The organism is Burkholderia sp. Z1, from assembly GCF_014893795.1.
Lineage (GTDB): Bacteria > Pseudomonadota > Gammaproteobacteria > Burkholderiales > Burkholderiaceae > Burkholderia > Burkholderia theae.
In genome coordinates, this window is the sequence record NZ_JACFYL010000002.1 from 2,923,462 (window position 1) to 2,950,087 (window position 26,626).

Annotated in this window: 19 protein-coding genes and 1 pseudogene; 12 read left to right on the plus strand and 8 right to left on the minus strand. The window is 63.5% G+C overall.

The genetic code is table 11. The features are described from left to right. Positions 1-13 precede the first annotated feature (13 nt). Complete coding sequence (locus H3H55_RS30010) at positions 14-433, minus strand: SMI1/KNR4 family protein (RefSeq protein ID WP_193101353.1); 420 nt, start codon at positions 431-433, stop codon at positions 14-16. After that, positions 433-9,810, minus strand: a complete 9,378-nt coding sequence (locus H3H55_RS30015) for a hemagglutinin repeat-containing protein (RefSeq protein ID WP_193101354.1) — start codon at positions 9,808-9,810, stop codon at positions 433-435. The genes H3H55_RS30010 and H3H55_RS30015 overlap by 1 nt, the downstream gene beginning before the upstream one ends. Before the next feature lie 322 nt (positions 9,811-10,132). Between H3H55_RS30015 and H3H55_RS30020 the strand changes: the two are divergent. After that, positions 10,133-10,280, plus strand: a pseudogene (locus H3H55_RS30020) (IS3 family transposase); the annotation flags it as partial. Positions 10,281-10,900: 620 nt separating this feature from the next. Next, entirely contained in the window at positions 10,901-12,529 is a 1,629-nt protein-coding gene (locus H3H55_RS30025; RefSeq protein ID WP_193101355.1) for an NADP-dependent glyceraldehyde-3-phosphate dehydrogenase, read from the plus strand. 63 nt (positions 12,530-12,592) lie between these two features. On the opposite strand, the gene H3H55_RS30030 is transcribed toward H3H55_RS30025, so the two are convergent. After that, positions 12,593-13,225, minus strand: coding sequence for a LysE family translocator (locus H3H55_RS30030; RefSeq protein WP_193101356.1), 633 nt, complete (start codon positions 13,223-13,225; stop codon positions 12,593-12,595). Between the two features lie 594 nt (positions 13,226-13,819). Between H3H55_RS30030 and H3H55_RS30035 the strand changes: the two genes are divergently transcribed. The 6 genes from H3H55_RS30035 (at position 13,820) to H3H55_RS30060 (ending at position 19,443) form a co-directional block, all read left to right on the plus strand. Then, positions 13,820-14,143 carry a hypothetical protein gene (locus tag H3H55_RS30035; protein ID WP_048251745.1) on the plus strand — a complete coding sequence of 108 codons (324 nt, stop codon included), beginning with the start codon at positions 13,820-13,822 and terminating at the stop codon, positions 14,141-14,143. 115 nt (positions 14,144-14,258) lie between these two features. Next, positions 14,259-14,465, plus strand: a complete 207-nt coding sequence (locus H3H55_RS30040; RefSeq protein ID WP_226800406.1) for a hypothetical protein — start codon at positions 14,259-14,261, stop codon at positions 14,463-14,465. Then, positions 14,462-15,007, plus strand: a complete 546-nt coding sequence (locus H3H55_RS30045; RefSeq protein ID WP_193101358.1) for a hypothetical protein — start codon at positions 14,462-14,464, stop codon at positions 15,005-15,007. The genes H3H55_RS30040 and H3H55_RS30045 overlap by 4 nt, the downstream gene beginning before the upstream one ends. Positions 15,008-15,095: 88 nt before the next feature. Continuing rightward, a complete protein-coding gene (locus H3H55_RS30050; protein ID WP_193102234.1) occupies positions 15,096-15,581 on the plus strand; it encodes a hypothetical protein in 486 nt (161 codons plus the stop codon). A 242-nt stretch (positions 15,582-15,823) separates the two neighbouring features. After that, positions 15,824-17,287: a PepSY-associated TM helix domain-containing protein gene (locus tag H3H55_RS30055; protein WP_193101359.1), complete on the plus strand. Its 1,464-nt coding sequence runs from the start codon at positions 15,824-15,826 to the stop codon at positions 17,285-17,287. Positions 17,288-17,325: 38 nt separating this feature from the next. After that, positions 17,326-19,443 carry a TonB-dependent receptor gene (locus tag H3H55_RS30060; RefSeq protein WP_193101360.1) on the plus strand — a complete coding sequence of 706 codons (2,118 nt, stop codon included), beginning with the start codon at positions 17,326-17,328 and terminating at the stop codon, positions 19,441-19,443. 70 nt (positions 19,444-19,513) lie between these two features. On the opposite strand, the gene H3H55_RS30065 is transcribed toward H3H55_RS30060, so the two are convergent. The 4 genes from H3H55_RS30065 to H3H55_RS30080 all read right to left on the minus strand — a co-directional run bounded on the left by H3H55_RS30065 (position 19,514) and on the right by H3H55_RS30080 (position 22,739). Next, positions 19,514-19,879 carry a copper resistance protein CopC gene (locus H3H55_RS30065; protein WP_129516488.1) on the minus strand — a complete coding sequence of 122 codons (366 nt, stop codon included), beginning with the start codon at positions 19,877-19,879 and terminating at the stop codon, positions 19,514-19,516. Positions 19,880-19,895: 16 nt separating this feature from the next. Continuing rightward, on the minus strand, positions 19,896-20,813 hold the full coding sequence (locus H3H55_RS30070) for a transporter (protein ID WP_193101361.1): 918 nt from the start codon (positions 20,811-20,813) through the stop codon (positions 19,896-19,898). Between the two features lie 104 nt (positions 20,814-20,917). Continuing rightward, positions 20,918-21,301 (minus strand): DUF2946 domain-containing protein, encoded by a 384-nt coding sequence (locus tag H3H55_RS30075; RefSeq protein ID WP_193101362.1) that lies wholly within the window; start codon positions 21,299-21,301, stop codon positions 20,918-20,920. 193 nt (positions 21,302-21,494) lie between these two features. Next, a complete protein-coding gene (locus H3H55_RS30080) occupies positions 21,495-22,739 on the minus strand; it encodes an NADH:flavin oxidoreductase/NADH oxidase family protein (protein WP_193101363.1) in 1,245 nt (414 codons plus the stop codon). 77 nt (positions 22,740-22,816) lie between these two features. On the opposite strand from H3H55_RS30080, the gene H3H55_RS30085 reads away from it, so the two are divergent. From H3H55_RS30085 to H3H55_RS30095, 3 genes are all read left to right on the plus strand, one after another. Continuing rightward, the gene (locus H3H55_RS30085) at positions 22,817-23,275 is read left to right on the plus strand and encodes a MerR family transcriptional regulator (protein ID WP_048251728.1); all 459 of its coding nucleotides are present in this window, start codon (positions 22,817-22,819) and stop codon (positions 23,273-23,275) included. A gap of 104 nt (positions 23,276-23,379) precedes the next feature. Continuing rightward, positions 23,380-24,075: a hypothetical protein gene (locus tag H3H55_RS30090; protein ID WP_193101364.1), complete on the plus strand. Its 696-nt coding sequence runs from the start codon at positions 23,380-23,382 to the stop codon at positions 24,073-24,075. 113 nt (positions 24,076-24,188) lie between these two features. Next, complete coding sequence (locus tag H3H55_RS30095; protein WP_193101365.1) at positions 24,189-24,509, plus strand: DUF1330 domain-containing protein; 321 nt, start codon at positions 24,189-24,191, stop codon at positions 24,507-24,509. A gap of 19 nt (positions 24,510-24,528) precedes the next feature. Here the strand turns inward: H3H55_RS30095 and H3H55_RS30100 are convergent, their stop codons facing one another. Next, positions 24,529-25,365 (minus strand): NAD-dependent epimerase/dehydratase family protein, encoded by an 837-nt coding sequence (locus tag H3H55_RS30100; protein WP_193101366.1) that lies wholly within the window; start codon positions 25,363-25,365, stop codon positions 24,529-24,531. A 71-nt stretch (positions 25,366-25,436) separates the two neighbouring features. On the opposite strand from H3H55_RS30100, the gene H3H55_RS30105 reads away from it, so the two are divergent. After that, positions 25,437-26,546: a LacI family DNA-binding transcriptional regulator gene (locus H3H55_RS30105; RefSeq protein WP_193101367.1), complete on the plus strand. Its 1,110-nt coding sequence runs from the start codon at positions 25,437-25,439 to the stop codon at positions 26,544-26,546. Positions 26,547-26,626: the final 80 nt, after the last annotated feature.

Sequence of the window (26,626 nt, forward strand, 5' to 3'; positions counted from 1 at the left end):
ACAATCTTTATTCTTAACCCCTTGAAATCCAAACGTCATTTATCCACTCAGCAAGTCCAGCCCACGATTCGGCTGTGACCCCATCAGGTGACCAAAATCGAATTTTCCCATCCGGAACGATGCAGTAATAATCGCCGTTGTCCTCGCAGATCGGAAGCCAATCAAACGGTAGGCCAATTTGCCGTGCTTTTTGAATCGCCGAACTCAATTCGCAGCGGTCATTTCTTTCGCTGGTAATCACCAACGGTTCCATGACTCCAAAGAATATGGTGCTCGCGTCTTTCAAAAACAACCTATACTCTTCGGAAAATGAAAAGCCCACATCCTTTTCATATTCCGATATCAGGGTATCATCGGGCGCGGGCGTTTTAATGCGCGTTCCCGCCGATAAAATTTTAAGTTCGTCAATAGCAGATACTAATTTGGCGTCCATCAATGACCCCCGAAATCTTTGGCTCGATTCACCCAATAACTCGATCTCCACGAATTGAATTGAGAGCGATTAATTCCAGATGGTATATCAGTCCCTGAATTAATGTGAATCGTAGAGCTGTTTTGTTGGTGGAAGGTTTGCGTAACTTCCGCGATTGGTCCATCGTTGGATTGTAGCATGTGATGCAAGTTTATCGGCTGCCCATCTGGACCAATCGGCGCTCGGCCAGCCTCCATGAGTTCAAGATTTGTCATGCCGGTTCTACTATCTACGCGCGCAGGATCAATCAAGTCGCTACGCTGATATACTTTTGAACCGTCAAAATTGACGGGATCGCTAGTCCAATACGATCTATCTTTCCCGAATGCATTGGAAAGAGCATTTTCCGCTGCCGATTTATTATTACCATTCGTCGCCTGCGAATTACCTTGAGATGCACTTTGATTCGAAGTAACACCTTGACTGGAATCATCGCTCGATCCACCACCATTCGACAGAATAGCGTTAGATGGTGCGCCGCGCGAGCCCGTAAGTGCAGCGTTTGCCGCCTGTTCCCCAGATGAAGTAACCAACGCGGTGCCGGGATTTATCGGGGGTTCACCCCCTGTCGCCCCAGCGACCGCGCCCAACCCATTCGCGGTTCCTCTAGCGACTTGAACCACTGCGGGTTGCGACATCGTTGCTTTGGTATCGTTTTGCGCCATCCCAACAACCTGCTTCCCCCAGCGAGTCATGTCGCCAATCGGGTCCCCATACGTATCCTTCGCCCAGCTGACTACGCCATCCTTGAGCTTGTTAAGCCGGTCAAGGAACTCGCTTCCGGTGCTGCATTTCCCATCGTTGTTGCATTGGCTGCGGTTATACAGATCGGCATTCGATGCTGTGAAGGCCCCCGACGTACCGCCAATAAGCGCGCCGCCAGCACCAGCCAATACGTTCGACAGAACGTTGCCAGCCAGCAGCGAACCCGTACTGCCGCCAACCGCATCGGCAAGGCTGTTCAACTTACCTGCCATCGTTGACGACAGGGCAGCGCCTGCGGCCCCCGCAAAAGCGTTGCCACCGCCCATTCCCGCCAGCGCTGCACCGGCCGCCGTGTGCAGCAGCACTCGGTTGGTGCCGCCTTCCGCCCACGAATCGGCTTCGGCCTGATAAGCAGCCTGCGACGTTGTATCACCCGCGAGCTTGGCCGCATCAGCTGCGTGTTGGGCTTCGGCTTTCTTCAAATCCGCGTAAGCGCCGATGCCTTGCGCGACGACCTGACCGGCGGCCTGTCCCGCATTCATCAGGTCCGCCTGCTTATCGAGCAGGTTCTGCACGTCCGGCGTCTTCGACACCGTTCCGTTCAGATTCGACGTATCGCGGTTCAGGTTAGCCAGGTCCTGCGTCTGACCTGCCGGATTCGTGATGTTGATCGTTCCTGCGCTGACACCGCTACGGGTAGTCGCGTTCTCGCTTCCGCTATCCGATTGCGAAATCATCGGCGTCACGCCGCCCGAGCCGCTGACCGCTCCCGTTCCGATTGCCTTGCCGGTGACCCCCACACCGGCACCTGCGCTAAAGCCGCTGCTATCGGCGTTGTACGTCGATTGGTTCGCAATATCGCTAGTGGTCAGCGTGCCGGTCGTCAACGTGTTCTTCGACGGATCGGCCGTGCTGGCGATCGCTGCGCCCTTCAGGTCGGTATTGCCCTTGACGCTCACATTAAAGCCACCGTCGCCGGCCTGAATCCCGGCCTGTTCGTTCACGCCCGCATAATTGCCGTTTGCGTTACCCTTTGACGAACTAAAACTAGCACTGCCGCCCATTGTGCTGACACTGATGCCGCCGCCCGCGCTGCTTTGATGTGCGCTGCTGACGGTCGTATCCTGCACACTGCGAATATTCAGGTTGCCACCGACATCGGCCGTCACGGCTCGGCCCGATACGTCCGAACCGACGATGTTGGTATCGCCGCCGCTGACCATCGTCACGCTGTTCGCACCCGTGACGTGCGAATTGTTCTGCATCACGGCATCGCTGTTGCCGTCACCGTGCGCACGCGACATGGCTGCCGACACGCCGATACCGTTCGTGCCGATCGACACGCCGACGCTCGCGCTTGACGACGAATTCGAGCTGCGCGTTGAATCGGTATTGGTCGTGTTCTGGAGGTCAATCTGATTCTTCGCGACGAGCAACACATCGTTGCCCGACACGTTCGAACCCGCCACCGTGATATTGCCGCTGCCCAGCGTGCCGTTACCGGTCGCAATCAGGGAAGTGGTGCCGCCAGCCTTAACGTTCGATCCGACTTGCGTCGTCTGGTTTTCCGACGTATCGAGCCGGCTATGGCTCGATCCGACACTGACTTGAACGCCGATGCTCGGCGTACCGCCGCCTGCCAGTGCGCCACCAGTCATGCCAGCTACACCCATCGCAGCATCGCCAGCCGCAGCGATCGCATGCAGAGCCGTCGCCCGGCTGTCGCCGGCACCGCTCTTGGCTGCCTGCGCCTGCTGATACGCACCGTTGATCGCATCGCCGACGCTACCCGACAGGCCGAGCGTGACGCCGCTGCTGCTGGTTGTCTCGCTATGGGTCTTGTTGCTGGTATCCGTCGCCGAATCGATCACGACGTTCGCGGCACTGCCCGTCAGGTTCTTTCCGGCAACCAGGTCGCTACCCGTCACGTGCAGGGTATCGCCGGCCTTGACAGTCAAGTTGCCGTTAAGCGAACCAACCGTGCTCGCGTTGTTCGTGACCGACGATGCATGATCCGTATCGTTCTTCTTCTGCGTGCCGATACTCACGCTCAGGCCACTTGTGCCGATACCCGAATGCGTTTCGTGATAGTAGCTGTCCTGCGAAACCGTATCCTTGGACGTCGTGACATTGACGTTGTTCGTCGCCGCAAGACTCACGTCGTTCGTACCGACGACCGTGCTGCCTTGAACAGTCAGGTCGTGGCCGGATTGAATGTTGACGGTGTTACCCGAAACCGTACTGCCGACGCCGATGTTCGCCTGCGTGTTCTGCATCGAATCGGTCTTCGTGCTGCTGACGAAGCTGCCGCGCTGGACCTGCACCGACTGGTACTTGTCGTGTTCCTCCCGCGCTTCGTTCACCGTGACGTTGCCCGTTGCAGCAATGTTCGCTGCACCTGTGGCGTTCTCAACACCGTTCGTCATGCCAGCAATGAGGGAGGAGCCCGTGAGCGTCACGTTACCTTTCGACGCGTCGGTGCTCGCCGCCCCGAGCGACGCATTGCCACCTGCAGTGAATTGCGTACCGACGGCGTGCTCGTCGTAGTTGTGATCGACTTCTTTGCGCGTCTTGCTGTCCGCCGCGACGTTATCGAGCTTCGCGGTATCCGTGACCGTCGTCGCCGTCAGGTTACCGCCTGCAAGCACTGACAGATCCTTGCCGGCGGTCACCGTCGCGCCCTTGAGCGTCGTATCGTTACCGCTTTGCATCCCCAAGCTGCCACCTGCGGTGATGCCGCTCGTGACGTTCTTCGTCGTGGATTCTTCCCAATGATGCTGATCGTTCAGATACATCGATTGGTTCGTCGTGGACTGAACCGAATCGACGTTGATATCCCGGCCCGCCGTGACCAGCGCATCGCCGCCGGCCGAAAGATTTGCACCATGAAGCGTGAGGTCGCGACCAGCCTGCACGGACAAGTCGCCCGTTGCCGCGATCGTGCCTTGCTGGCCGATCAAGCTTGTACTGGCCTTGCTTGCACCCGATGCACCGGTCGCGCCTACTGCATCAACCAGCGTCGTGTTGACGATATCGCGACCGGCCGACACGGCAACTCGATTGCCGGTGATCATCCCCGACGAATTCACCACATCATTGCTGGCCGATACGACCGTCGTGCCGTTCGTGCTGCTACTCGAGATCGTGCCGCCACGGTTCAGGATATCGGTCGCGGTGAGTACCGTCTTCGTGCCGCCCTTGATGACGCCCGTATTTGTCGTGCTGCCGGTCGTATGAATTTCAACGTCATCAGCCGCGATCAAGGCACCGGTCGGTTGCAGGTCGTTCGCATGGGTTTGCGACATGTAGACGACCGGGGCCAACACATGCGTCGTGCTGCCGTCGGGCAGGGTCACGGTCTGGTCAACGAGCCACACGATATCGCTCGTCAGCGCATCCATTTGTGCGGCCGTCAGTGCCATGCCGGGCACCAAGCCGAATGACTTCGCGTAGTTCGCGCCATTCGTCATCAGCGCGCGATATTCGTCTTCGGCGCTGGCATAGCCCGGCAGGAAAGTACGACCCGTCAACTGCGTAATCTGGTTACGCACCATCTGTTGTTCATACATGCCGTCACCCAAGCGTTTTTCGATGCTCGCGGGGTTCAGGTTCAGCTGGCCGAGCATGTAGTCGCTCGAGATGAAATTCGTGTAGCTCGTCAACCGCGGATCGGTGACGATCAAATACGGTTGCCCCGGCGCGGAATGAATCGAGTACATGCCGCTGGTCGGCAACGTGATCGACAATGCACCGGTTGCGGTCGCAACCGATTGCAGTGCGGGGACCGTTGTCGAGCCGCTGGCCGCGCCGACCTTGTTCAGCGTGCTACCGGATACACCCTGATTGGCCGAATTGCTGCCGAGCGTGCCGCCCGTCGCGCCAGTCGCCGAATTCTGCGCGGCGACGTTCTGGTTATTGACGCTCTGTCCGGTGATCGACACCGACTGATTCGCGATGATCGTACCGCCCGTGCCACCGATCGCGACCGGCGTATGGACAACGGTCGGTTCTACGATCGTGCCGCGATCCTGCGTCGTGTCTTCGTTCCAAGCGTACATCGACACGATATTGTCGGTCTGGTACTGATACAGCGTCCGACCGACGTTGTTCACGACCGTGCCGCCGTAGCTGCCGCTACCGACAGACCCGTTCTGTTGCGTGCTGCCGATTTGAATCGACTTGCCGGCCGTGATCACGCTGTAGTCGTTATTGATCGTGCCGACGTTCGCCATCGTGATACTGCCGCCCGCGACGAGCTGCGCTTGTTGCGCCTGGCTCGTTACCTTGTCTTGCTGGGTCGTGGACGTGGTATCGCGCCAGATCTCGACACGCTGGTAGCCGTTGTGGCCGTCGCTGCGCGTCTTGTATTCCGTATCCGGGACGTAGTTGATGTGCGGGTCGTATGCGTCCCAATAGTTGACCGTAACCGACCCGTCCGCGTTGGTCGTCAGCGTGTTGTAGTAAATCGTCTGCTGCTTGCCGTTCACGTTCACGACCAGCACCTTGTCGGTCGCGTTCGGCCCCGATGTTTCCGATACAACCTGCGAAGGGCTATAGCTTGAAGTGAGCGCAGTTTTATAGCCGTTCACCCACATCGCCTGCGAGCAGCCGCCGTTCGGGTCCGCGTTCATCGTCGCGCACACGATGTATTTCTGGCGCTTGGTTTGGTGCGAGGTGGTCGTGCCGGTCGTTTCAGTCGTGACCGTCGGCGCGGGGCGCGAATTGGTGAACGTGCCGGCTGCAAGCTCCACGTTGCCTTGTGCTTCGATCGTGGATTGATCGTTCAGCACGTTCTGAGTACGGTTGGCGAGCAACCCGTTCGCGTCGCGCTGACCATTCGCCGCGATGTTGATATCGCCGACGCTGAACAGGTTCGCGCCGCCCGTATTCGACAACTGATTCGTCGCGTACAGGTTCAATTGGTTAGCGGCGGCGAAGACAGCGGCAGCACCGGTGTTCGTGATCGTATTCGCGTTCGCCGTCACGTTGGCACCGATCACGGTTCCCGTATTGTTCAACGTCGCGCTGTTGGTCGTGACCGAATCGCCTTCGATGCGGCCAGCGTTATCGATCGTGCCGCCGTTCGCGTTGACCGTCGTGTTAGCGGAATTCAAATCCGCACCACTCTGGTTGTCGACGTTCGCCGCATTCACCGTGAGCGCGCCATTGGCATCCAGCACGCCCTGGTTCGTCAGCTTGCCCGACGTAGTGAAATTCAGGTTGCCGTTTGCGTGAAGCTTGTTCGCCGCCGTCTGCGTGTAATCACTCGCGAGCGTGATTGAGCCGTTGCGACCCGCGATGATGGAACCGTCGCCGGACAACGTGCCCGTGTTCAGCGTCAGGTCTTGATCGCTACCAATCGCGCCGCCCTGATTCGACAATGCGCCGGTCTGAATCGACACGCTGCCGCCGCTGCCGGCGTCATTACCAATCTTGCCGGACGTGTCGTCAATCGATGCAGCCGTCAACGACAGCACGCCGTTTGCTCGCACAGATCCGTTCGAATTTGAAAGGACAGCGTTCGCGCCGTTCAGCGTCAGGTTGTTCGCGGCCGACAGTACGCCGCCTGAATTGTTCGCGTTACTGCCGACGTTCAACGTCAGGTCGTGGCCGGCCAGTGTCTGACCGCCTTGCGCGTTCGTGAGGGTTTGGGCGGTCAGCGTCACATCACCGTTGCCGCCGATCGTGCCGGCACCGGCTTTGCCGGATGCGTCCGTGTTCGTGATCGAAGCGCCGCCGTCGATCGTCGTTGCGCCCGTGCCGATATTGGCTATGCGCCCGTCACTATTATCAATGTTCGATCCGGACAGTTGGAGCGTCGCCGTTGCGCCGTTCGCTTCAATTTGCCCGCCGTTATTGAGCACCGCGCCTTGCGCTGCGACCTTCAAATTGCCGTTCGCTTGAATCAGGCCGGCCGAATTTGAGAGCTGGCCGTTCGACTGTACCGACAGCGATTGTGCGGCCAGCAAAGAACCGTTCGAATTGTCGACCGTGCCACTCGAAACCGACACGTCACCGTTGCCGCCGATCGTACCGCCTGCCGTGTTCGTCAGCGCGTTCGTCGTCGTGACGGACAGCGCATCCGTGCCGAGTGCTTTAACCGCACCGCCATCGTTCGCCAGGCTATCGGCCGAGACCGTCAGGGCGTGGTTCGACTCGATGGCACCGGTTTTGTTGTTGATCGCCCCTTGGGATTTGATCGTGACGCTATCGGCACCGATGTAGCCGGACGCGCTGTTGTCGAGCGACTGAACGCCGAGCGTGGCTTGTCGCTGCGCGGACAGGGTGCCGGCTTGATTCGACACGGCGGCGGCGGTCAGTGCCAGCGCGCCATTGGTCGCGATGGACCCGCCATTATTCGACAATGCGCCGGTCCCGATGGTCAGCGTCCCGCTGCCTGCATGCGCGATTTTGCCGTGGTCGTTAATCAGCGTCGCAGGCGTGAGGCTCAAATCGGCACTGTTGGTGTGCACGGTGCCCGAACTATTGTCGAGCGTGCCGGAAACGGCGATGGTGGTCGGGTTCGTGCCAGTCTGTGTGATCGCGCCTGAGCGGTTCCCAAGGTCGGTCGCCGTCAACGACAACTGGCTTCCCTGAATCGAACCTGAACTGTTGTCCAGATTGGTCGCGCGAACGTTTGCCAACGCGCCGGCAGAAATGCTGCCGGCTGCGTTAGCCAGGTGCGCGCCCGCATCGATCGATGCGTTCTGACCGGCCGTCAGTGACCCGCTACCGTTGTCGATGGACTGCGCACCGACGTTCAAATCGGTCGTGGCGCTGATCGATCCTTGGTTTGCGATGCTGCCGGCCTGAACCGTGACAGCGCCGTCACCACCGATCACGCCGCCTTGCGCGCCGTTCGCGGTCGTGCCCGCTGCATTCGTTAGTTGACCGCTCGTCGTGATGGACAGACCATCACTGTTCAGGGACGTAACGCGCCCTGCGGAATTCTGAAGCGAAGCGGCGACCACCTTCATTTGGCCGGCGCTCTGGATGATGCCTTGCTGATTGTTGATCGCGCCGCCTTCCACCTCGGCGGTGTTCTGCGATACCAGCGTACCGGCCTGATTCGAAATCGCGCCGGAAGATTTAACCGTCAACGGGCCTTGCGCCGACACCGTGCCGCCTTGGTTCGACATGCTGCCCGACGTCAGCGTGGCACCGCTTTGGCTGGACAGGCTGCCGTGGTCGTTGACGATCGCGCCCGCTGCGGTTGCGTTCAACACACCCTGTGCGCTTGTCGTCGCGTTCGACAGATTGATATCGCCCGCCGTCGCGTTCACATCCAGCGTGCCGTTCGTTGCCGTCTTGCTGCCGGCCAGACTGACGCCGTAGCCGCGCAAGGTCGTGTTACCGCCTGCGATGTTCTGGCCGGTCGCGCTCAATTGACCCGTCGTCGTCACTTGCAGGTCACCGGCTTGCGTGACGGTACCGTTGCTATCGACACCCGCGCCGATTGCGCCGGTCGAATTCAGCGAACCAGCATTCACGCCAACGTTGTGTTGCGCGGCGAGCGTGCCGGTATTCGTCATGTCCGCGCCGGTACTCATCGACACGGATTGCTGGCTGTAGGTCGTGCCGTTGTTGTCGATGCCGCCGCCGGCCGACACCGCGACATTGCCAAGCGCGCTAATCTTGCCGGACTGCACCAAGCGCCCGTCGGTGGTGAGCGTCATGCCGGCCGCGTCTGCCGAAAGCGTGCCGGCATTCTGGACACCGACAGCGCTGCCCGAGCTGACCAGAAAAATGCGGTTGGCGTACATACCACCGAGCTGCCCAACGTCGATCGCAACCGCCGGGGCCGCGCCGTCGCCCTGAATGGGTGTCGCCGCGAGCGTGTCGTGATTAACCTGATTCGAACCGGCGATTACGTTCAGATTTTTCGCATAAATAGCTGCATTCGCCTGAACGGCGCGCGCTATGATGTCAACCTGATCGATATTTGCCGCATTCAGACCCGATCCGGATACCGTTACAAGCCCGCGATTGACATTGAAACCGGCCACGGAACCATCCGCGCCGTAATACGGAACGCCGGTTGTCAGTACGGCGCGTGAGGTGTTAATAAATCCGCCGCCATCGATTTGCAATCCGGCCGGATTACTTATAATTAGCTCGGCTTTTTGTCCCGCAATCTCAACGAAACCGCGAATCGAGCTTGGGTTGTTGCTGTTGACCTGGTTGACGATGATCCGCGCGGCGTCGTTCGGCCCGAAGTTCGGGTTGCCGTTGATCATGCCGGCTTGCTGCGTGTTAACAATCGTGGGCGAATTATTCAATATCGCGCCAGATTTAGAAACGTCAAATTGGTTATAGGTATTTAAAGATACGCCCGCATTTCCTGGCTTATTAATGTTGACTTGCGGCAATCCGTTTTGCGTCTGAATCACAGAAGGCGCGTGCGCACCGCCGCCGACAATCTGCGCATTCGCCCACATCGGCGTCGCACCGGCCACGACCATTACCGCGAATGCCGCGTGGCGCAGCGCGAATCGTGCGAATACATGCGGTACCCGAGCTGCTGACGCAACTTCGCCTCGGCCGGCGTTGCCTGACGCACTGGCAGTTTCTTCGACGGCAATCAGCATGCCCCGGACGCGACTGAATACCAGTCGGTAGTTATTCTTGTTCATGGTTCTGGTCTACTCGCAAATCGCGCCACGGCGCACTACCGTTCAACGGACAATCACATTGTCTCGCAGAAGATATCTCGCTCGTTCTCGATGCGAGTTAAAGAGTGTCAAATCGTGGCGACAGCGAGACGTTTGTTAAGCGAGCCTGTCAATTTCAACAGGTCAATCGCAATATCTCGAAAATATATCGACCATCTCAATTCCCCTTTTTCCTCATCGAAACGCGAAAATCCGCACAACAATCGCCGGCCGGGAGTCAATCGTGCTCCTCGCCCTCGCATCGTTCGCGCTCTTGCGTCAATCTAGATGAACCGCACCAGGAATCGCGCGCTGTCAGGTCGGGCGACTGATGAAGCTGTAGGGTTTGCGAGGTGTGCGGCAAGCGAGTTCGCACGACGACTTCCGATATGTCCGCACCACGTCCGTCGGACCGGGTCAGGCTGCAATTCGTGGTCGGGCGGCTCAATCAGCCAAGGTGGTACATGTTGAAAGCCCACTGTGCCGCGAGCCTTTACCCTCGGATCGACCGAATGCCGACGATGGCGAATGCCCGAGAGCGGCACGAATGATTTGCGCGTTTCTTTACAGGATGGGAATACAAGGAAAAGACAGGGGCAACGAAAGTGCCAAACGAACTGAACGCCCTCATGCGTCCGGTGCGCGCCGGACCGGGCAATCCCGACCCGGCGCTCCGGGCAGCCGACCTCGCATCGGCAGCGCGGCGGACCTTCTTCTCTTATTCACTACGTCTGCTCTCTCAGGCTCGCTTCATTTTTTTCTTCGTCGCGCCGCGCCATTATCCGCCCAATCCGGTCAACGGGAAACGTTTGCGGGTGCACCGGGCACGTTATTCCCGCTATTCGGCAACAGTCTTTCTGAATGCTTACGGATCGCGCGCCACGGTTCGGCAATTCTTGCATTCGCGTCGGCGTTCCTTTTTAATGGAACTGGTTCCAGTCGCTGATTCGGCCATGTTCTCGCGTGACGCTTCGTCGTGTGCGCGTCATCATGCCGATTCAGGATCGAGGATCGCTCAGCTCAGGATTCGCATCGCCCGTCCCTCCCGGACACCCCGTCAAACGAGACCGTCATGCCCGATTCCGCCTCCCTGCAGCACCTGTTTCCCGCCTATCAGGACATCCCCGCCGAATTTCGGCTGAGTTCGCCGATCCACCAGCGCGTGTCGCTCGTCGACGGCGAACTGCGGCCGTGGGACGGTACGACCAAGACTGTGCTGTCGCCCGTGTGCGTGCGGCAGGCGGACGGCAGCGTCGAGCAGATGGAGATCGGCAGCTACCCGGTGATGGGCGAAACGGAAAGCGACGCGGCGCTCGACGCTGCGGTGCGCGCGTACGACTCGGGCCGCGGCGAATGGCCGACGATGAAGGTCGAGCAGCGCATCGCGTGCATGCAGGATTTCATCAAGCGGATGGTCGCGCAGCGCGAGCTCGTCGTGAACCTGATCATGTGGGAGATCGGCAAGAGCCTCGCCGATTCGCAGAAGGAGTTCGACCGCACCGTCACGTACATGACGCAGACGATCGATGCGCTGAAGGAGCTCGACAACGCGAACTCGCGCTTCGTGATCGCGGAAGGCACGATCGGCCAAATCCGCCGCACGCCGCTCGGCGTCGTGCTGTGCATGGGCCCGTACAACTATCCGCTGAACGAAACCTTCGCGACGCTGATCCCCGCGCTGCTGATGGGTAACACCGTGGTGTTCAAGCCGCCGCAGTACGGCACGCTGCTGTTCGAGCCGCTGCTCGAAGCGTTCCGCGATACGTTCCCGAAGGGCGTGATCAACACGATCTACGCGCCGGGCGCGGTGGTCGTGCCGCACATGCTCGCGTCGGGCAAGATCAACGTGCTCGCGCTGATCGGGTCGAGCAAGGTGGCCGATCACCTGAAGAAGCAGCACCCGAAGTCGCACCGGCTGCGCGCGATCCTCGGCCTCGACGCGAAGAACGCGGCGATCGTGCTGCCCGACGCCGATCTCGATCTCACCGTGAAGGAATGCCTGCTCGGCGCGCTGTCGTTCAACGGCCAGCGCTGCACCGCGCTGAAGATGCTGCTCGTGCACCGCTCGATCGTTGACGAATTCCTGAAGCGCTTCACCGCCGCGCTCGAACAGCTGAAGATCGGCATGCCGTGGGAAAAAGGCGTCAGCATCACGCCGCTGCCCGGCATGCATCGTACGGCCTACATGACGGACGCGATCGACGATGCGAAGGAAAAGGGGGCGCAGGTCGTCAACCACTCGGGCGGCGAGTTCAGCAAGACGCTGTTCTATCCGGCCGTCGTATACCCGGTGTCCGAAGGGATGAAGCTGTACCGCGAGGAACAGTTCGGGCCGATCATCCCGGTCGCGCCGTTCGACGACGTCGACACCGCGCTCGACTACGTGACGACGTCGGATCACGGCCAGCAGGTCAGCATCTTCGGTTCCGACCCGGCGCAGATCGGCGCGCTCGTCGATCCGCTCGTGAACCAGGTGTGCCGTGTGAACATCAACTGCCAGTGCCAGCGCGGGCCCGATGTGTTCCCGTTCGCGGGCCGCAAGGATTCGGCCGAAGGCACGCTGTCGGTGAGCGACGCGCTGCGCGCGTTCTCGATCCGCTCGATGGTCGCCGCGAAACAGACCGACGGCAGCAAGCAGTTGCTCGACTCGATCGTGTCGGACCACTACTCGAAGTTCATCAATACGGGCTTCATTTTCTGAAGCAACCGTGATGCGCGAACCCTTCGCCGTGCGTCAGCGCGGCGGAGGGTTCGTTCCGGCGAGTTATACGTTCGACGCCAGCAACCGGATCCCCGCCACGCCGAACACCACGGCGAGACACGCTTCCATCGCGCGCCGGCCGCGCACGTACAGCCGGCGTGCGCCATCCATCGAGAACACGAGCGCATAACCGCCGAACACCAGGCACCCGATCACGAGGCAGCCCGGCACGACGGCGCCATGCGACGCGCCCGCGCCGTTCGACGACAGCGCGACGATCGATACCCATACGAGGATGGCTTTCGGATTGGTCAGGTGCAGCATCGCGCCGCGTACGTAGAAACGCGACAGCCGCTGCTCGCGCGCCGCATTCACGGACGCCGCCGCCGGGCCCGCCAGCGCCGTGCGCCCCGACTTGAACGCGAGCCACAGCAGATACAGCCCGCCGAAGATCTTGATCGCGACCAGCAGTTTCGACCACGCGAGCAGCGCGGCCGACACGCCGAGTGCCGCCACCGTCGCCCAGCACATCGACCCCGAAATGACGCCGAGCGCGAACGCCAGCGCCGCCTTGCGGCCCTGGTTCGCGGCGACCGACATGATCGCAAGATTGCTCGGCCCGGGGCTGGCCGTACCGATGAAATAGGCCGTGTACGCAAGCAGCAGGTTGGCCGAGAAGAAGACGTGGACGCTCATGTCGAACCTCGCAGGGATGATCCGCAGATTGTTGGCAAACGCGCGCCATCTGCCCATGGACAATTGCGTGGCCAATCGCTGGGCCAGTTCGATGGCCGCGCGGCCGAAGCGCCGCTCGCGAAACCGTCTCGGTTCTGAAACAACTGGCGCATTAGCCGCCGGTTGCGACGGGCAATGGCGACCCTCTCGTACCATCTCTTCCGACAGGCCGAACGCGTTGCCGGCTCAGGCGGCACGCGCGGGCCGGCACGTTTCGGCCGTCCGCCGGCGGCAACGCGCAACGCGTTTTATTCCGGCGTTACGTTACATCCGTGAAGCATTTCACTTCGTCGAGCCGCTCGGTACGCCCGACGTCCGCCGCGCCCCACCTGTAGACGCCCTCCTCAGCCGCCTCCGCAACCCAGTACCGGCGGGACTCGCCGACCGGTGCGGTAGCGCGGCTCAACATTGCTCAACAATCGGATTGCGACGCTGGTACGGAACCTGCATTCCGTTCGGGTAAAAGTCGCGCCGGTCACCGCGCGGCCATGAGTCCACCCTCGGGCGCGTCCACCGGATACGCCCGAACGATCCGCGCAAGCAACGAGGCCCTTCATGGATGCGCTGCCCAATTCGTCCGACACGTCGTTCCAGCTCTTTCTCGCGAAGCTGCTCGAACAGCCGTTGCCCGACTGGACCGAAAAACAGCAGATGGAACTCGAGATGGCACGCACGCTGTCCACCGAGATGGTTCACCTCGCCGAAGACATGCGTGCCCGCACGCCCGATCTCGCGCGCTGCCTCGTGCTGCTCCGCTATGCGAAGGTGCTCGACTTCATGCTGACGTCGCTCGCCGCGCACCGCGACATTCACCCGCAGACGCTGCGCACGCTGTTCCGGCTCGCGAACCTGAAGGTCGACGACGCGTATCCGGCTTGAGCCGGCGCCACGCATCGGCCGCCACGGCCGGCAATCACGGCACGGGCGGCCCTTCCCGCTTCGCGCGAATGCCCGACGACATCGCCGCATGAGCATCAGGAACCGACAATCCCGATTGGCCGGCGAACTCGGCGTCTTCGTGCAGCGCGACGGACGCCGCGCGCAGAAGCATGTCGATCCGAACGATCGCCGCTACGATCACGACGTCGAGCGCATGATCGCGCGGCTGTCGCCGGCCGCCCTCTCCGATCTGCTGGCCGGCGATGATTTCAGCGAAGACGACGCCGCGGCCAGTTCCGCCGATACGAGACACACCCCGTGAACGCCGCCGACTTCGACCGGATCTGGCCGGCCATCTGCGATACGCCCGCGTGGTCCGTGACGAAAGGCCAGGGCAGCTTTCTCACGTGCGAATTCGGGGAACCCGCGCTGCATGTCAGGGAGCCGCTCGTCGGTTCGCCCGACCTGTCCGCGGCGGCGCGCGACCGGCTGGCGTCGCGGCACGTGACCGTCGCCGGCAACGGGCATCTGTGGATCTGCTACTGCCACTGGTCGATCGCGCTCGACGGTCGCGAACTCGCACACAGCGAATCGCGGTCCGGCGACATCGCGGCCGCCGCGCAACGTCTCGACGGACAGATCCTGCAATCGGTCGCGCCGCGTGACCAACCGGGTTCGTGGGCATTCGACTTCGACCTCGGCGGCAAACTGACGACCTGGCCCTACGGCGACGACCCGGCCGACGAACAGTGGCATCTGTACGACCGGCGCTCGGGCAACGTGCTGACTGCACGCGCGGACGGCACCTGGTCGTACGGCCCCGCGAACGCGCCGCCGGACGACGGACCGTTCGGTCCGGCCTAGCGGCTCCGTTTCCGCTTGCCCGCGGCTTATGCCGCCCATCAGCGCTGCCGCCGGCCCGGCCCCGCAAACGGATGTACAATCGCGCGCCATGAATGCACTTCGCCGCTTCCTGCTCCGGCAAGGCGTCGCGCGACAGCTGCTGTGGGGGTTCCTCCTCGTGACGCTGTTGTCCCGCGCGCTGATGTCGGGTGCCGTGATGCTCGATCCGGACGGTCCGGATGCGGGCTCGGTGGTGCTGTGTTCGGGCCGCGGCCCGCTGATCGTCGACGTGGCCGCGCTGAACGCCCGTTTCGATGCCGGCGCGCCGATCACACCGGCCAACGATGCGCTGGCGCTCGTCGATGCACTCAAGCATGACGCGCACGCCGGCAAGACGGCGTCCTCCGGGAACGGCGACAGCCTCTGCGCATTCGGTGCGGCGCTGTTCACGGCGCTGGCGTCGTTCGCGCTGCTGGTGCTGTTGTTCCCCGCCGCGGCGCCGCGGCGTATCCGGATTCACTTCGACTCTGTTCCCTTCGTGCGATCGATATTCGACGATCGCCCGCCTTCCCGCGCCCCTCCGCTGTTCTGCTGAACGTTCCGCCTAGCGGCTCGTGCACGTCGATGTGCATGGGCCTTCACGTCGTTCGTTTCACATCACCCGATTCAAGCGTTCACCCGAATGCCCGCGCCGCGCGGGCGACGCCGCCCTGCGCACCGCGTGCGCATGACGCCGCGTTGCCCGTTCCGTCGGCGCGTGCATGCGGGTGTGCCGCACGTTGACGACAGCCGGCCCGCGCCGGCCTGACCGATCGACGACCACGAGGAACTGACACCATGTCGACCACCGTCGAGCAGGCGATCTCGCCTGCCCGTTCCGCAAGCGCCGGTTACCGGACGCTCTGGCGCTGGCACTTCTATGCCGGCCTGTTCGTGATGCCGTTCCTGGTGATCCTCGCGATCACGGGGACGCTCTATTGCTTCCAGCCGCAGATCGAGCCGCTGCTGTATCCGCATCGGCTGGTCGTCGAGCCGCGCGCCACGCCGCGGCTCGCCCCCGACACGCTGCTCGCGAACGCGCGTACCGCGGTGCCGGCCGGTGCGACGCCGGTTTCGGTCCAGGTATCCACCGCGCCGGACCGCAGTGCCGAATATGTCTTCCGGCTGCGCGACGGCAGCCGCGAGAGCGTGTACGTGAACTCGTACGACGGCAGCGTGCTCGGCACGCTGAGCGTCGAGCGCCGCTTCATGCAGGTCGACCGGATGCTGCATCGCAAGCTGCTGCTCGGCAAGACGGGCGAGTTGCTGATGGAGCTCGCCGCGTGCTGGACGTTCGTGATGATCGGGACCGGCATCGCACTGTGGTGGCCGCGTGGCGAAGCGCGCGTCGGACGTGCGCTGCGACCCGACCTGTCTCTGCGCGGCCGGCCGCTGTGGAAAAGCGTCCACGCGACGGCGGGCATCTGGCTCGCGGCCGGCACGGTGGCGTTCATCCTGACGGGGCTGCCGTGGTCTGGCTCCTGGGGCAAGAACTTCAAGGCGCTGGCCGCAACCGTGAACCTCGGCGCGCCGGACGGCGTATGGGGCGGCGCGTCGTTGCACTCGACACGCCCGGGCGCACCCGCAGAGCCCATGCACGCGCAGGCCGCCGCACCGGCCGGCCATCATCACGAATCGGGCGAGTCGATGCCGGGGATGGTGATGGACGACCTGCCGTTGCCGCAAACGCCGTGGGCGGTCGGCAACGTGCCCGTGCCGCATTCGCCGTCGGCACCGACGCCGGCACCGCTGCCGCTGGCGCGCGCGATCGAGATCGTTGCGGGGCTCGGCGTGACGAGCGACTACACGCTCGCGTTGCCGTCGGGCCCGGACGGCGTGTTCACCGCGTCGTACTTCCCGGCCGACCCGAAAGCCGAGCGGACGATCTACCTCGACCAGTACAGCGGCGCGGTGTTGAAGGACATCCGCTATGACGACTACGGCGCGGTGTCGCAGGCCGTGTCGTACGGCACGTCGCTGCACATGGGTCGTTATTTCGGGCTCGCGAACCAGATCGTCTGCGCGGCGCTGTCGCTCGGGCTGGCCGCGATGGCCGTCACCGGCACGGTGATGTGGTGGAAGCGCCGCCCGGCCGGCAAGCTGGGCGCGCCGTCGCGCGAACGCGGCACGCCGCCGATGCGCGGCTGGATCGCGGGGCTCGTGCTGCTCGGCATCGTATTCCCGCTGATGGGGATCACGATCGTCGCGGTCTGGTTGATCGATCGTCTGCTGTTCGGCCGTGCGGCGCGCACGGCTGCGTGATCGAAAAACAATTACATGGATTCAAAGGATTCCGAAGCATGAAGTTCAGATTGATACTGCCCGCCGCCGTTCTCGCGACTTTTGCGCCCGCCGGGCAGGCGCAGGAAAGCGACATCAAAAGCACCGGCACGACGCTCGCACCGATTCGCGTCAGCGCACAGAAGCCGGCCCCGTTGACGCAGCCGCTCGACACCGGCAGCCATCTCGGGCTGTCGGCGCTCGAAACGCCCGCGAGCGTCGAGCAGATCGACCGCGCGACGCTCGACACGCGTGGCGACAGTTCGATCGTCGACGCAGTAAGCCGCGCCGCCGGCATCAGCGAGTCGCCGCATCCCGGCAACGGCGGATCGGAGCTCGGCGCACGCGGCTTCGTCGGCGCGGCGTCGGTGACGCAGCTCTACGACGGCGTGCGCCCGTACGGCGCGATCGGCGTCACGTTTCCGTTCGATACGTGGTCGGTCGACCATATCGACGTGCTGCGCGGCCCGGCGTCGGTGATCTACGGCGAAGGCGCGATCGGCGGCGTCGTCAACATCGTGCCGAAGAAGCCGACCCGCACGCCGATCCGGAACGAACTGCAGGTCGGCGGTGGCACCGAAGGCACGGCACGGGCCGCGTTCGGCAGCGGCGGCGCGATCAACGACAAGCTGTCGTACCGCTTCGACATCAGCGGCAATCGCTCGTCGAACTGGGTCGACCGCGGCGATTCGCGCAACCTGTCGATCTCGGGCGCGCTGCGCTACGACGTGACGCCCGACCTGTACGTGACGGCCTCGTACGCGCAGGGCTTCCAGCATCCGATGCAGTATTTCGGTGTACCGCTCGTGAACGGCGCACGCAATCCGGCGCTCGACAAGAAGAACTACAACGTCGGCGACAGCGACATCGCGTTCCGCGACAGCTGGGCGACGGTGTCGGCGAACTGGCAGCCGAGCGACAGCCTGAACGTGACGAGCACGCTGTACCGGATGAAGAGCAACCGTCACTGGAAGGACGCCGAGTACTACACGTATCTGCCGTCGACCGCGCAGGTCCGGCGCAGCAGCTACACGGAGATCTTCCACGACCAGGCGCAGTACGGCAACGTGACGACGGCCACCGTGAGCAGCGCGTTGCTCGGGATGCGCAACACGTTCTCGGCGGGGTTCGAGTTCAACCACACGACCTTCCAGCACGACAACAACGCGCCGTATTCGGGCACGTCGACGGTCGATCCGTTCAACTTCGATCCGGGCAGTTTCATCAACGTCGCGGGCACGTATCCGAAGTACCGCAGCCAGGCGAACCAGTACGCGCTGTTCGCGGAGAACCGGCTCGAAATCACGCCGCGCTGGTCGGTGATCGGCGGGCTGCGCTACGACCACGCGAGCGTGAACCGCGACGATCTCGTGAAAGGCGGCGCGTTCACGAAGGTGTTCGCGAACACGGGCTGGCGCATCGGCACCGTGTACGACGTGCGGCCCGGCCTCGCCGTGTACGGCCAGTACTCGGTCTCTGCCGATCCGGTCAGCTCGCTGCTGTCGTTGAATGCGTCGAAGGCGAACTTCACGCTCGCAACCGGCAAGCAGATCGAGATCGGCGTGAAGCAGTCGCTCCTGGATGGCAAGGCGGAATGGACGCTGGCCGCGTACCGGATCGTGAAGAGCAACCTGCTGACGGCCGATCCGATGAACCCGAACCAGTCGATCCAGGTCGGCCAGCAGTCGTCGCGCGGGCTGGAAGCGACGGTCGGCGCGGAGATTGCGAAGGACTGGCGCGTCGACGCGAACGTGTCGATCCTGCGCGCGAAATACGACGATTTCCAGCAGGTGTCCGGCGGCACGATGGTCTCGCGCGCGGGCAACGTACCGGTATCGGTGCCGCAGCGTCTTGCGAACCTGTGGGTAAGCTGGCACTTCGCGCCGGACTGGACGGGCATTGCCGGTGTGAAATACGTCGGCAAGCGCTTTGCCGACACGGCGAACCAGCTCGTGATGCCGTCGTATACGACCGTCGACCTCGGCCTCGCATGGAAGCCGCGCAAGGACACGACGATCACGGCACGCGCGTACAACGTGTTCAACCGCCGCTTCGTGCAGTCCGCGTACTACAACGAAACGCAGTATCTGCTCGGCAACGACCGGCGGCTCGAAGTGCTGGCGAACTACCGGTTCTGACGCCGCGCGATGCGGCATGGCGTGCCCGCCGGCGCATGCGCGGCGGCGGGCACGGCCATCGTCACGTCAATCACTTCACCGTGAACGCGTAGTGACCCTGCGTGCGGTGGCCATCGAGTGCGACGGCCACCCACGCGACCGTATAGACGCCCGGCGTCAGCGGGTTCAGCGCCACGGACATGTGCTTCCGGTTCGATGCGTCGACTTCGGCCTTGCCGTTCGTGACGGCGTGGCCCTGCGCATCGGTGACGGCGATCGAGCTGAACGCGGGTTCGAGCCCGTCGTCGAAATCGATCGCGACACGCTTCGGCGACGCGGTCACGGTCTCGCCCGCGGACGGCGCCTGATGCGTCGGATAGGCGTGTGCATGCGCGAGTTGCGCGCCGGCGAGGAGCAGCGCGGCGGCGGCCGTGCGCATCGTGGTCAGGACGTTCATGCGGTTTCTCCCTGGATCAGAAGAGCGGCTTGCCGAGCGAGCCGGGGAACAGGTCGTCGAAATACAGGTGCGCGTCGAACAGCACGCCGATATGGTTGCCGCTCGCGCGATTGACCGGAATCTGCGCCTCGACGCCAAACTGCCCATAACGATTGAGCCACAGTACGCCCGGGTTGATCGTGCCGGTTGTCTGGCCCGAACACGCGCCCGCCGTGCAGGTGCTCATCGGCGCCTCGACGACGAAGATCATGTTGCTGAGCGGCTGCGGCAGGCCGAGGTTCTTCACCTGCTGCTGCAGGTACGGGATGCTGTATTGCAGCGTCATGCCCCAGCCGAGCGAATTCGGACCCTGGTCGGACGATGCCGTGGTCAGGTTCGGCCCGAGTTCGGCCGTGATCGCGAACGGGCGCAGGTAGCCGAGCGACGCGGGCAGATCGCCGAAACCCTTGCCGACATAGACGGCCGGCGTGAACGTGGAGTACGGGCTCGCGATCGATTTCGCGCCGGTGCCGCCGATCTGGGTTTTGAGGCCGACCGACGCCATGAATTCGTGTTCCGGATTCGTATAGGCGAGGTACTTCACGCCGAGCGTCACGTTGTCCCAGCCCTTCGCGGAGCCACCGTCCGGGGCGTTCTGCGACACGTACTGGCTCGCGACGCTGAACGCGAGGTTCTTCGTGATCAGCTTGTCCCACTCGTACGACACGGTGTTGACGTTCACATTGTTGCCGCTGTCGTCGGTGGTCTTGATGTGGCCGAACTGTGTGTCGAATTCGTCGCCGACGCCGGGATCGTCCACGGTCATCGTGGCAGGAAAGACGCGATCGCCGACCACGGCGTGTGCGTTCGCGAATGACGCATGGGACAGGCCGGCGATGGCGGCCAGCAGCGCGGCGCATGCGCGAGGCGCGTGCCGTTTGGTAAAGCGGGGCATGGATGTGTCTCCAGTTATCGTTCGATGCCGTCGCGCATGCGCGACGAACGGCCGCTCGCTTCGGTCGCGAAGCGGCGGCTAATCAGATGAAATATCAGACGAACTCAGGAGAACGCGGGAGGCGCGCGCGATTGCGCGATGGTGTGGACGACACGAATGCGAGCCGGAACCGATGCCGACACAACCGGCATCTGCGAGTCGGCAAGCGGCACGGCGAAAGCAACCGGATGGCCCGGTAGCACGGTCGCATGCGCAACGAAGCTGCAATAAGGACACGCTTGCCAGTGCGTGTTGGCGTGATGCGCGGGCTTGCCGTCGTCGTGCGCGACCGGCGCCTCGTCGATGCTGGCCGAGCAATAGACGGCCAGCACATCGACGAGCCGGTGACGCGACGCCATCATCTGCGAAACCGCGGGGGCGAGCGCCATCATCAGGATTGCGATCAATCCGATCAGGCTGCCGGGTTTGCGGAAACGAGCGACGTGCATGACGCGCGAAGGGAGTGGAGTGCAATGAAGGTGGCAAATTATGCCACGCTGAATTTGCATTCACGCGCCTGAATAATGCAGTAAACGAACCCGATATTTCAGCAAGCAATCCGAAAGTATCGGCCCGGAAAATGACCCGCCGGGCGGCGGGTCATTCAGTCCGGAACAGGCGCTTCAGATGCGCCCATGCGCATCACGCGCGCGGCGCTGCCGCGCGCCCCGCCATCCACTTCCGGTAGCGCCGCGTCTGACACTGCGCGGCCAGTTGCTGCCTGACCAGCGCGCGCAGCGGCGACACCTGCGGGTGCGTGCGACGCCCTTCGCTGAGCCGCGTGAGCTGGAACTTGACGACAGCCATGTTGGCCAGCGCACCCAGCGCCTTGTTCTTCCACCGAATCGGCTGCAGCACCGGCGCGCTGTCCTTGCCGGCCCGCCAGTCGCGCGGCAGGTTCGGCTCGATCGACAGCGCGGTCGCGATACCGACCATCGCCACGCCGCTGTCGACCACCTGCTCGGCGACCGCGCGGCGCCGGATGCCGCCGGTGACCATCAGCGGCATCCGCGCGACGGCCGTGATGTCGCGCGCGAATTCGAGGAAATACGCTTCGCGGGCGAGCGTGCGCCCGTCGCGCGCTTCGCCCTGCATTGCCGGCACTTCATAGCTGCCGCCCGACAGTTCGACCAGATCGACGCCGAGCGGATTCAGCAGTTCGACCACGCCCTTCGCGTCTTCCGCGCTGAAGCCGCCGCGCTGGAAATCGGCCGAGTTCAGCTTCACCGCGACGACGAATGCCGGCGACACCGTCGCACGCACCTCTTGCACGATATCGAGCAGCAGGCGCGCGCGATTTTCGATGCTGCCGCCCCACTGGTCCTGCCGGCGGTTCGTCAGCGGCGACAGGAACTGGCTCAGCAGATAACCGTGCGCCGCGTGAATCTGCACGCCGGTAAAGCCGCTTTGCTCCGCGAGCTGCGCGGCGCGCACGAAGCGCTGCCGCACCTCGGCGATATCGGCTTCCGTCATCTCCTTCGGCACCGGGAACTGCTTCGACAACGCGCCGAGCGCAAGCGGCACGGCCGACGGCGCGAGTGTCGTCTGGCCGAGCGCCGCCTGCATCTGGCGCCCCGGATGGTTGATCTGCATCCACACGTGCCCGCCGCCCGATCGCGCGATCTGCGCCCAACGGCGGAAGCGGTCGAGATGCACATCGCTCTCGAGCACGACACCGTTCGGCCCCGTCATCGCGCGACCGTCCACCATCACGTTGCCGGTCAGCATCAGGCCGACCTGCCCGTCGGCCCACGCCTGGTACAGGCGCAGCAACGCGTCGGACGGCGCGTGATCCGCATCGGCCATGTTCTCTTCCATCGCGGCCTTGGCCAGCCGGTTCGGGATCACCGCCCCGTTGGGCAGTGTCAGGGGCGTAAACAGGTTCATGGAGGGCATCCTCGATTGACGATGCCCAACGATAACTTTAAAGTCAACTTTAAGGTCAAGCCCCTTTGGAGCACTGCATGAAAATCGGCGAACTGGCGCGTGCCAGCGGCATCGCGGCGTCGCGCATCCGTTTCTACGAAGCGAGCGGATTGCTCGAACCGGCCCGCCGGCAGGCGAACGGCTATCGGGAATACGGGTCGGAAGCGTTGACGCGGCTCGCGATCATCGACCGCGCGCAGCGTGCGGGCTTCGCACTCGACGAAATCCGCGCGGTGCTGCCACCCGATCTCGGCGCGTGGCCGCGCGACGAACTGCTGGTCGCGCTGCGGCACAAGGTCGACGAAATCGCGCTGCTCGAACAGCGTCTCGCGCAGAACCGGCGCCATCTGGAAACGCTGATCGACGAGATCGAGAACAAGCCGGCAGGCGAGGATTGCGCGGGCGCCGCGCAACGCATGCTCGACCGGCTGTGCGAGCAGGCCAGCGAACCACTGGCGCCGGCACCCGTCGCACGGCCGACGCGCAAGCGCGCATGACCGGTGACGCTGCGTCACCTACCGATCAATCCACCCACGTTGCGGCGAGACGAGACGACGCGTGCGCGTCGGCTTCCGCATCGCGACCTCATGATTCGAACCGCATGACGATCCCCCGCTTCAAAGGACTCCTCATCGCCGCGCTGCTGACATTCGGCATCGGCAATGCATACGCCACGCAGTGCGGCGACACGTCTTCGTCGATCCGCTGCCCGGACACCTCCGATCTTCCTGACGACATCGTCGCGCAGCTTCCCGCCGGTTACGAAGCACTGGATGCCGCATCCGGACGCCTGACCGACAGCGCCCGCCCCGGTTACGTCGTCGTCGCGCATCAGCCCGGCGATTCGATGCGCACGCCGTCGCCGCGTCCGCTGCTGGTCTTCCTGCAGGACAAGGACGGGCGCTACCGGCTGGCCGCGCGCAACGACACCGTGATCATGAAAGCCGACGAAGGCGGCATGGGTGACCCGTATCTCGATGGCGTCGCGGAGAACGCGCTCACGGTCGAGCCTCGTACGTTCACGGTCGAACAGGGTGTATTCGCGGGCCATAACCACTGGCGCGATCGCGTGACGTTTCGCTATGACGTCGCGCATCGCACGTGGGTGTTTCATCGCGAAGTGTTCCGCAACTGGCGGTTCAACTACGAGCAGGACGGCGATGCGCTGAAGGCCGACCCGGTGCGCGTCACGCGCGCCGATGCGACGAAGGCCGTCGCGTTCGAAGCGTGGCGGCCGAGTTACTGGTGCGATTCGGCCGAGCGGCGCGAAAGCGATCCGGTGTGCCGCAAGCATTGAGGGTGGTGCGGTTGCCACGATTCGCTTACGTCTCAGGTAATCGACGCGCGCGTTGCGCGCCGCGATCATGGCTCCATCCACGCACGAACCGCGTCACGACAAGGAGCCCCGCCATGACCGCCTACGCCATCGCCCACCTGCACGACGTCGACATGTGCGACGACATCGTCGAGTACCTCGAACGCATCGACGGCACGCTCGTGCCGTTCAATGGCCAGTTCGTCATTCATGGTGCACGGCCGGAGGTGCGCGAAGGCGTGTGGCGCGGCGACCTGATCGCGATCGCGTTTCCGGATCTCGACACGGCGCGCGCGTGGTACGAATCGGACGCGTACCGGCAGATCCAGCCGCTGCGCGCACGGCACGCGAGCGGCCCGCTGATCCTGATCGACGGCGTCGACGAACGGCACAAGGCGACCGACGTCCTGCGCTGATCTGCGACGCCGGCAATGCTTACGACGCCTTCCGCTCCATCGGCTCGCCAACGACGAACCCGCCGCCCTGGAACCGCTGCGCAGGATCGTCGTAGTCGGCGGTCGGCGCCGCGACCGGGAACAGCCCCGCGAACTGCTCGGAACTGTCGCGCGGGCGGAAGCCGAGGAAACCGGCCTTCGTGTTGTCCCACCACTTCACCGGGTTGTCCGACGCGCCGTAGACGATCGCGTGCCCGACGCGGTTCGTCAGCAGCGAGCAGCGCACCAGTTCGATGAAGTCGCGATAGCTGAGGAACGTCACGAGCATGCGCGGGTTCTTCGGCACCTCGAACGACGAGCCGATCCGCAGGCACACGGTCTCGATGCCGAAGCGGTCGAAGTAGTAGCGCGACAGCGATTCGCCGAAGCACTTCGTCACGCCGTACAGGCTGTCGGGGCGTAGCGGCGAATCGGCGTCGAGCACTTCCGTGACCGGGTGAAAGCCGATCGCGTGGTTCGAGCTCGCGAACACGATGCGCTTCACGCCGTGCTTGCGCGCGGCTTCGTACAGGTTGTACGTGCCGGTGATGTTCGCATCGACGAGATCGTCGAACGGCGCGTCGACCGAAATGCCGCCGAGGTGGACGATCGCGTCCACGCCGTCGACCAGCTGCATCACGGCCGGCCGGTCGGCCAGATCCACGACGCGGGTTTCTTCATGCGCAGCCGCGTCGTCCAGCACCGCGATGTCGCTGACGCGCACGACGTCGGCCCAGTCGGCGAGCGCGCCGCGCAACTGGCGGCCGAGGTTGCCGGCCGCGCCCGTCAGCAACAGGCGCCCGAACGGTTTGCGCGCGCCGGTGGATGAGGCGTTCATCGAATCTCCTTGAATCTGACCCAGAATGGAAAACGTTTTCCAACTATACGCGGGACCGCGGCCGAACGTCAATGGTCGAACCCGTTCGCAGCCATCCGCACTTTCCCGATATCGCCCCGTGGCCGTGCACCGGCTTTTTCTGCCACAATCCGGCGTTAATGAACGAAAACGTTACCCTTCGGATGAAAAAAGTTTCCCCGACGATCCGCGACGTGGCCGCGGAAGCCGGCGTGTCGGTCGCGACGGTATCGAAGTACGTGAACGGCACGCAGCGCTTCTCGCCGACCGTCGAGGCACGGCTCAAGGAAGCGATCGAGCGGCTCGGCTACCGTTCGAACCCGCTCGCGCGTTCGATGATCACCGGGCGCACGCGCACCATCGGCCTCGTGATCCTCGACATCAGCAACCCGCACTTCACGAACGTGGTCAAGGGCGCGAACCGCATCGCGCTCCAGCATGACTACACGCTGCTGCTCGTCGATACCGAAGAGAGCCAGGCGCGCGAACGCTCGCTGATCGAGGCACTTGCGCAGCGCGTCGACGGGCTGATCGTCAGCACGCGGATGCCCGACGACGAAGCCGGCTGGATGCTCGATCTCAACAAGCCGCTCGTGCTGTTGCGCCGCAGCCCCGGCCTGCCGATTCCGAGCGTCGGCATCGACAACCGGTTGTCGACCTACATGCTCGCGCGTCACCTGCTCAATCTCGGTCACACGCGCATCGCGTATCTCGGTTTCGGCACGGCACGCGTGAACGACGAGCGGATCCAGGGCGCGCGCGACTGTCTCGCCGAAGCGGGGCTCACGCTCGACGTGCACGACGCGCATGCGCCGACCGCCGAGGCCGGCGAGCGCGCGTGCTCGCGCGTGATGCTCGGGCCGCAGCGCCCGCAGGCAGTGATCTGCTACAACGACCTGATCGCGCTCGGCTTCATGAAGGAAGCCGCGTCGCTCGGCTTCCGGCTGCCGCAGGACGTATCGGTCGCGGGCATCGACAACGTGCCGTACGGCGAATACGCGGCGCCCGCGCTGACGACCGTCGACATCCAGAGCGAGAACATGGGCGAGCTCGCGATGCAGAAGCTGATCGACGCGCTCGCCGGGCGCACCGATGCGAGCTATTCGACGTTCGAGCCGCGGCTGATCATGCGTGCGTCGACGGCCGCGGCCGCCGCCGGTTGAAGCGCGCAGGGCACTCCGCTTTCCCGATCGCCAAAACAAAACGCGCCGCCCCAGGGGCGGCGCGTTCGCTTGTACGACGC

Bases quoted from the DNA above. Each gene is read 5' to 3' on its own strand.
- H3H55_RS30010 (WP_193101353.1), bottom strand. From the start codon at position 433: ATGGACGCCAAATTAGTATCTGCTATTGACGAACTTAAAATTTTATCG.
- H3H55_RS30015 (WP_193101354.1), bottom strand. From the start codon at position 9,810: ATGAACAAGAATAACTACCGACTGGTATTCAGTCGCGTCCGGGGCATG.
- H3H55_RS30025 (WP_193101355.1), top strand. From the start codon at position 10,901: ATGCCCGATTCCGCCTCCCTGCAGCACCTGTTTCCCGCCTATCAGGAC.
- H3H55_RS30030 (WP_193101356.1), bottom strand. From the start codon at position 13,225: ATGAGCGTCCACGTCTTCTTCTCGGCCAACCTGCTGCTTGCGTACACG.
- H3H55_RS30035 (WP_048251745.1), top strand. From the start codon at position 13,820: ATGGATGCGCTGCCCAATTCGTCCGACACGTCGTTCCAGCTCTTTCTC.
- H3H55_RS30050 (WP_193102234.1), top strand. From the start codon at position 15,096: ATGAATGCACTTCGCCGCTTCCTGCTCCGGCAAGGCGTCGCGCGACAG.
- H3H55_RS30055 (WP_193101359.1), top strand. From the start codon at position 15,824: ATGTCGACCACCGTCGAGCAGGCGATCTCGCCTGCCCGTTCCGCAAGC.
- H3H55_RS30060 (WP_193101360.1), top strand. From the start codon at position 17,326: ATGAAGTTCAGATTGATACTGCCCGCCGCCGTTCTCGCGACTTTTGCG.
- H3H55_RS30065 (WP_129516488.1), bottom strand. From the start codon at position 19,879: ATGAACGTCCTGACCACGATGCGCACGGCCGCCGCCGCGCTGCTCCTC.
- H3H55_RS30070 (WP_193101361.1), bottom strand. From the start codon at position 20,813: ATGCCCCGCTTTACCAAACGGCACGCGCCTCGCGCATGCGCCGCGCTG.
- H3H55_RS30075 (WP_193101362.1), bottom strand. From the start codon at position 21,301: ATGCACGTCGCTCGTTTCCGCAAACCCGGCAGCCTGATCGGATTGATC.
- H3H55_RS30080 (WP_193101363.1), bottom strand. From the start codon at position 22,739: ATGAACCTGTTTACGCCCCTGACACTGCCCAACGGGGCGGTGATCCCG.
- H3H55_RS30085 (WP_048251728.1), top strand. From the start codon at position 22,817: ATGAAAATCGGCGAACTGGCGCGTGCCAGCGGCATCGCGGCGTCGCGC.
- H3H55_RS30090 (WP_193101364.1), top strand. From the start codon at position 23,380: ATGACGATCCCCCGCTTCAAAGGACTCCTCATCGCCGCGCTGCTGACA.
- H3H55_RS30095 (WP_193101365.1), top strand. From the start codon at position 24,189: ATGACCGCCTACGCCATCGCCCACCTGCACGACGTCGACATGTGCGAC.
- H3H55_RS30100 (WP_193101366.1), bottom strand. From the start codon at position 25,365: ATGAACGCCTCATCCACCGGCGCGCGCAAACCGTTCGGGCGCCTGTTG.
- H3H55_RS30105 (WP_193101367.1), top strand. From the start codon at position 25,437: ATGGTCGAACCCGTTCGCAGCCATCCGCACTTTCCCGATATCGCCCCG.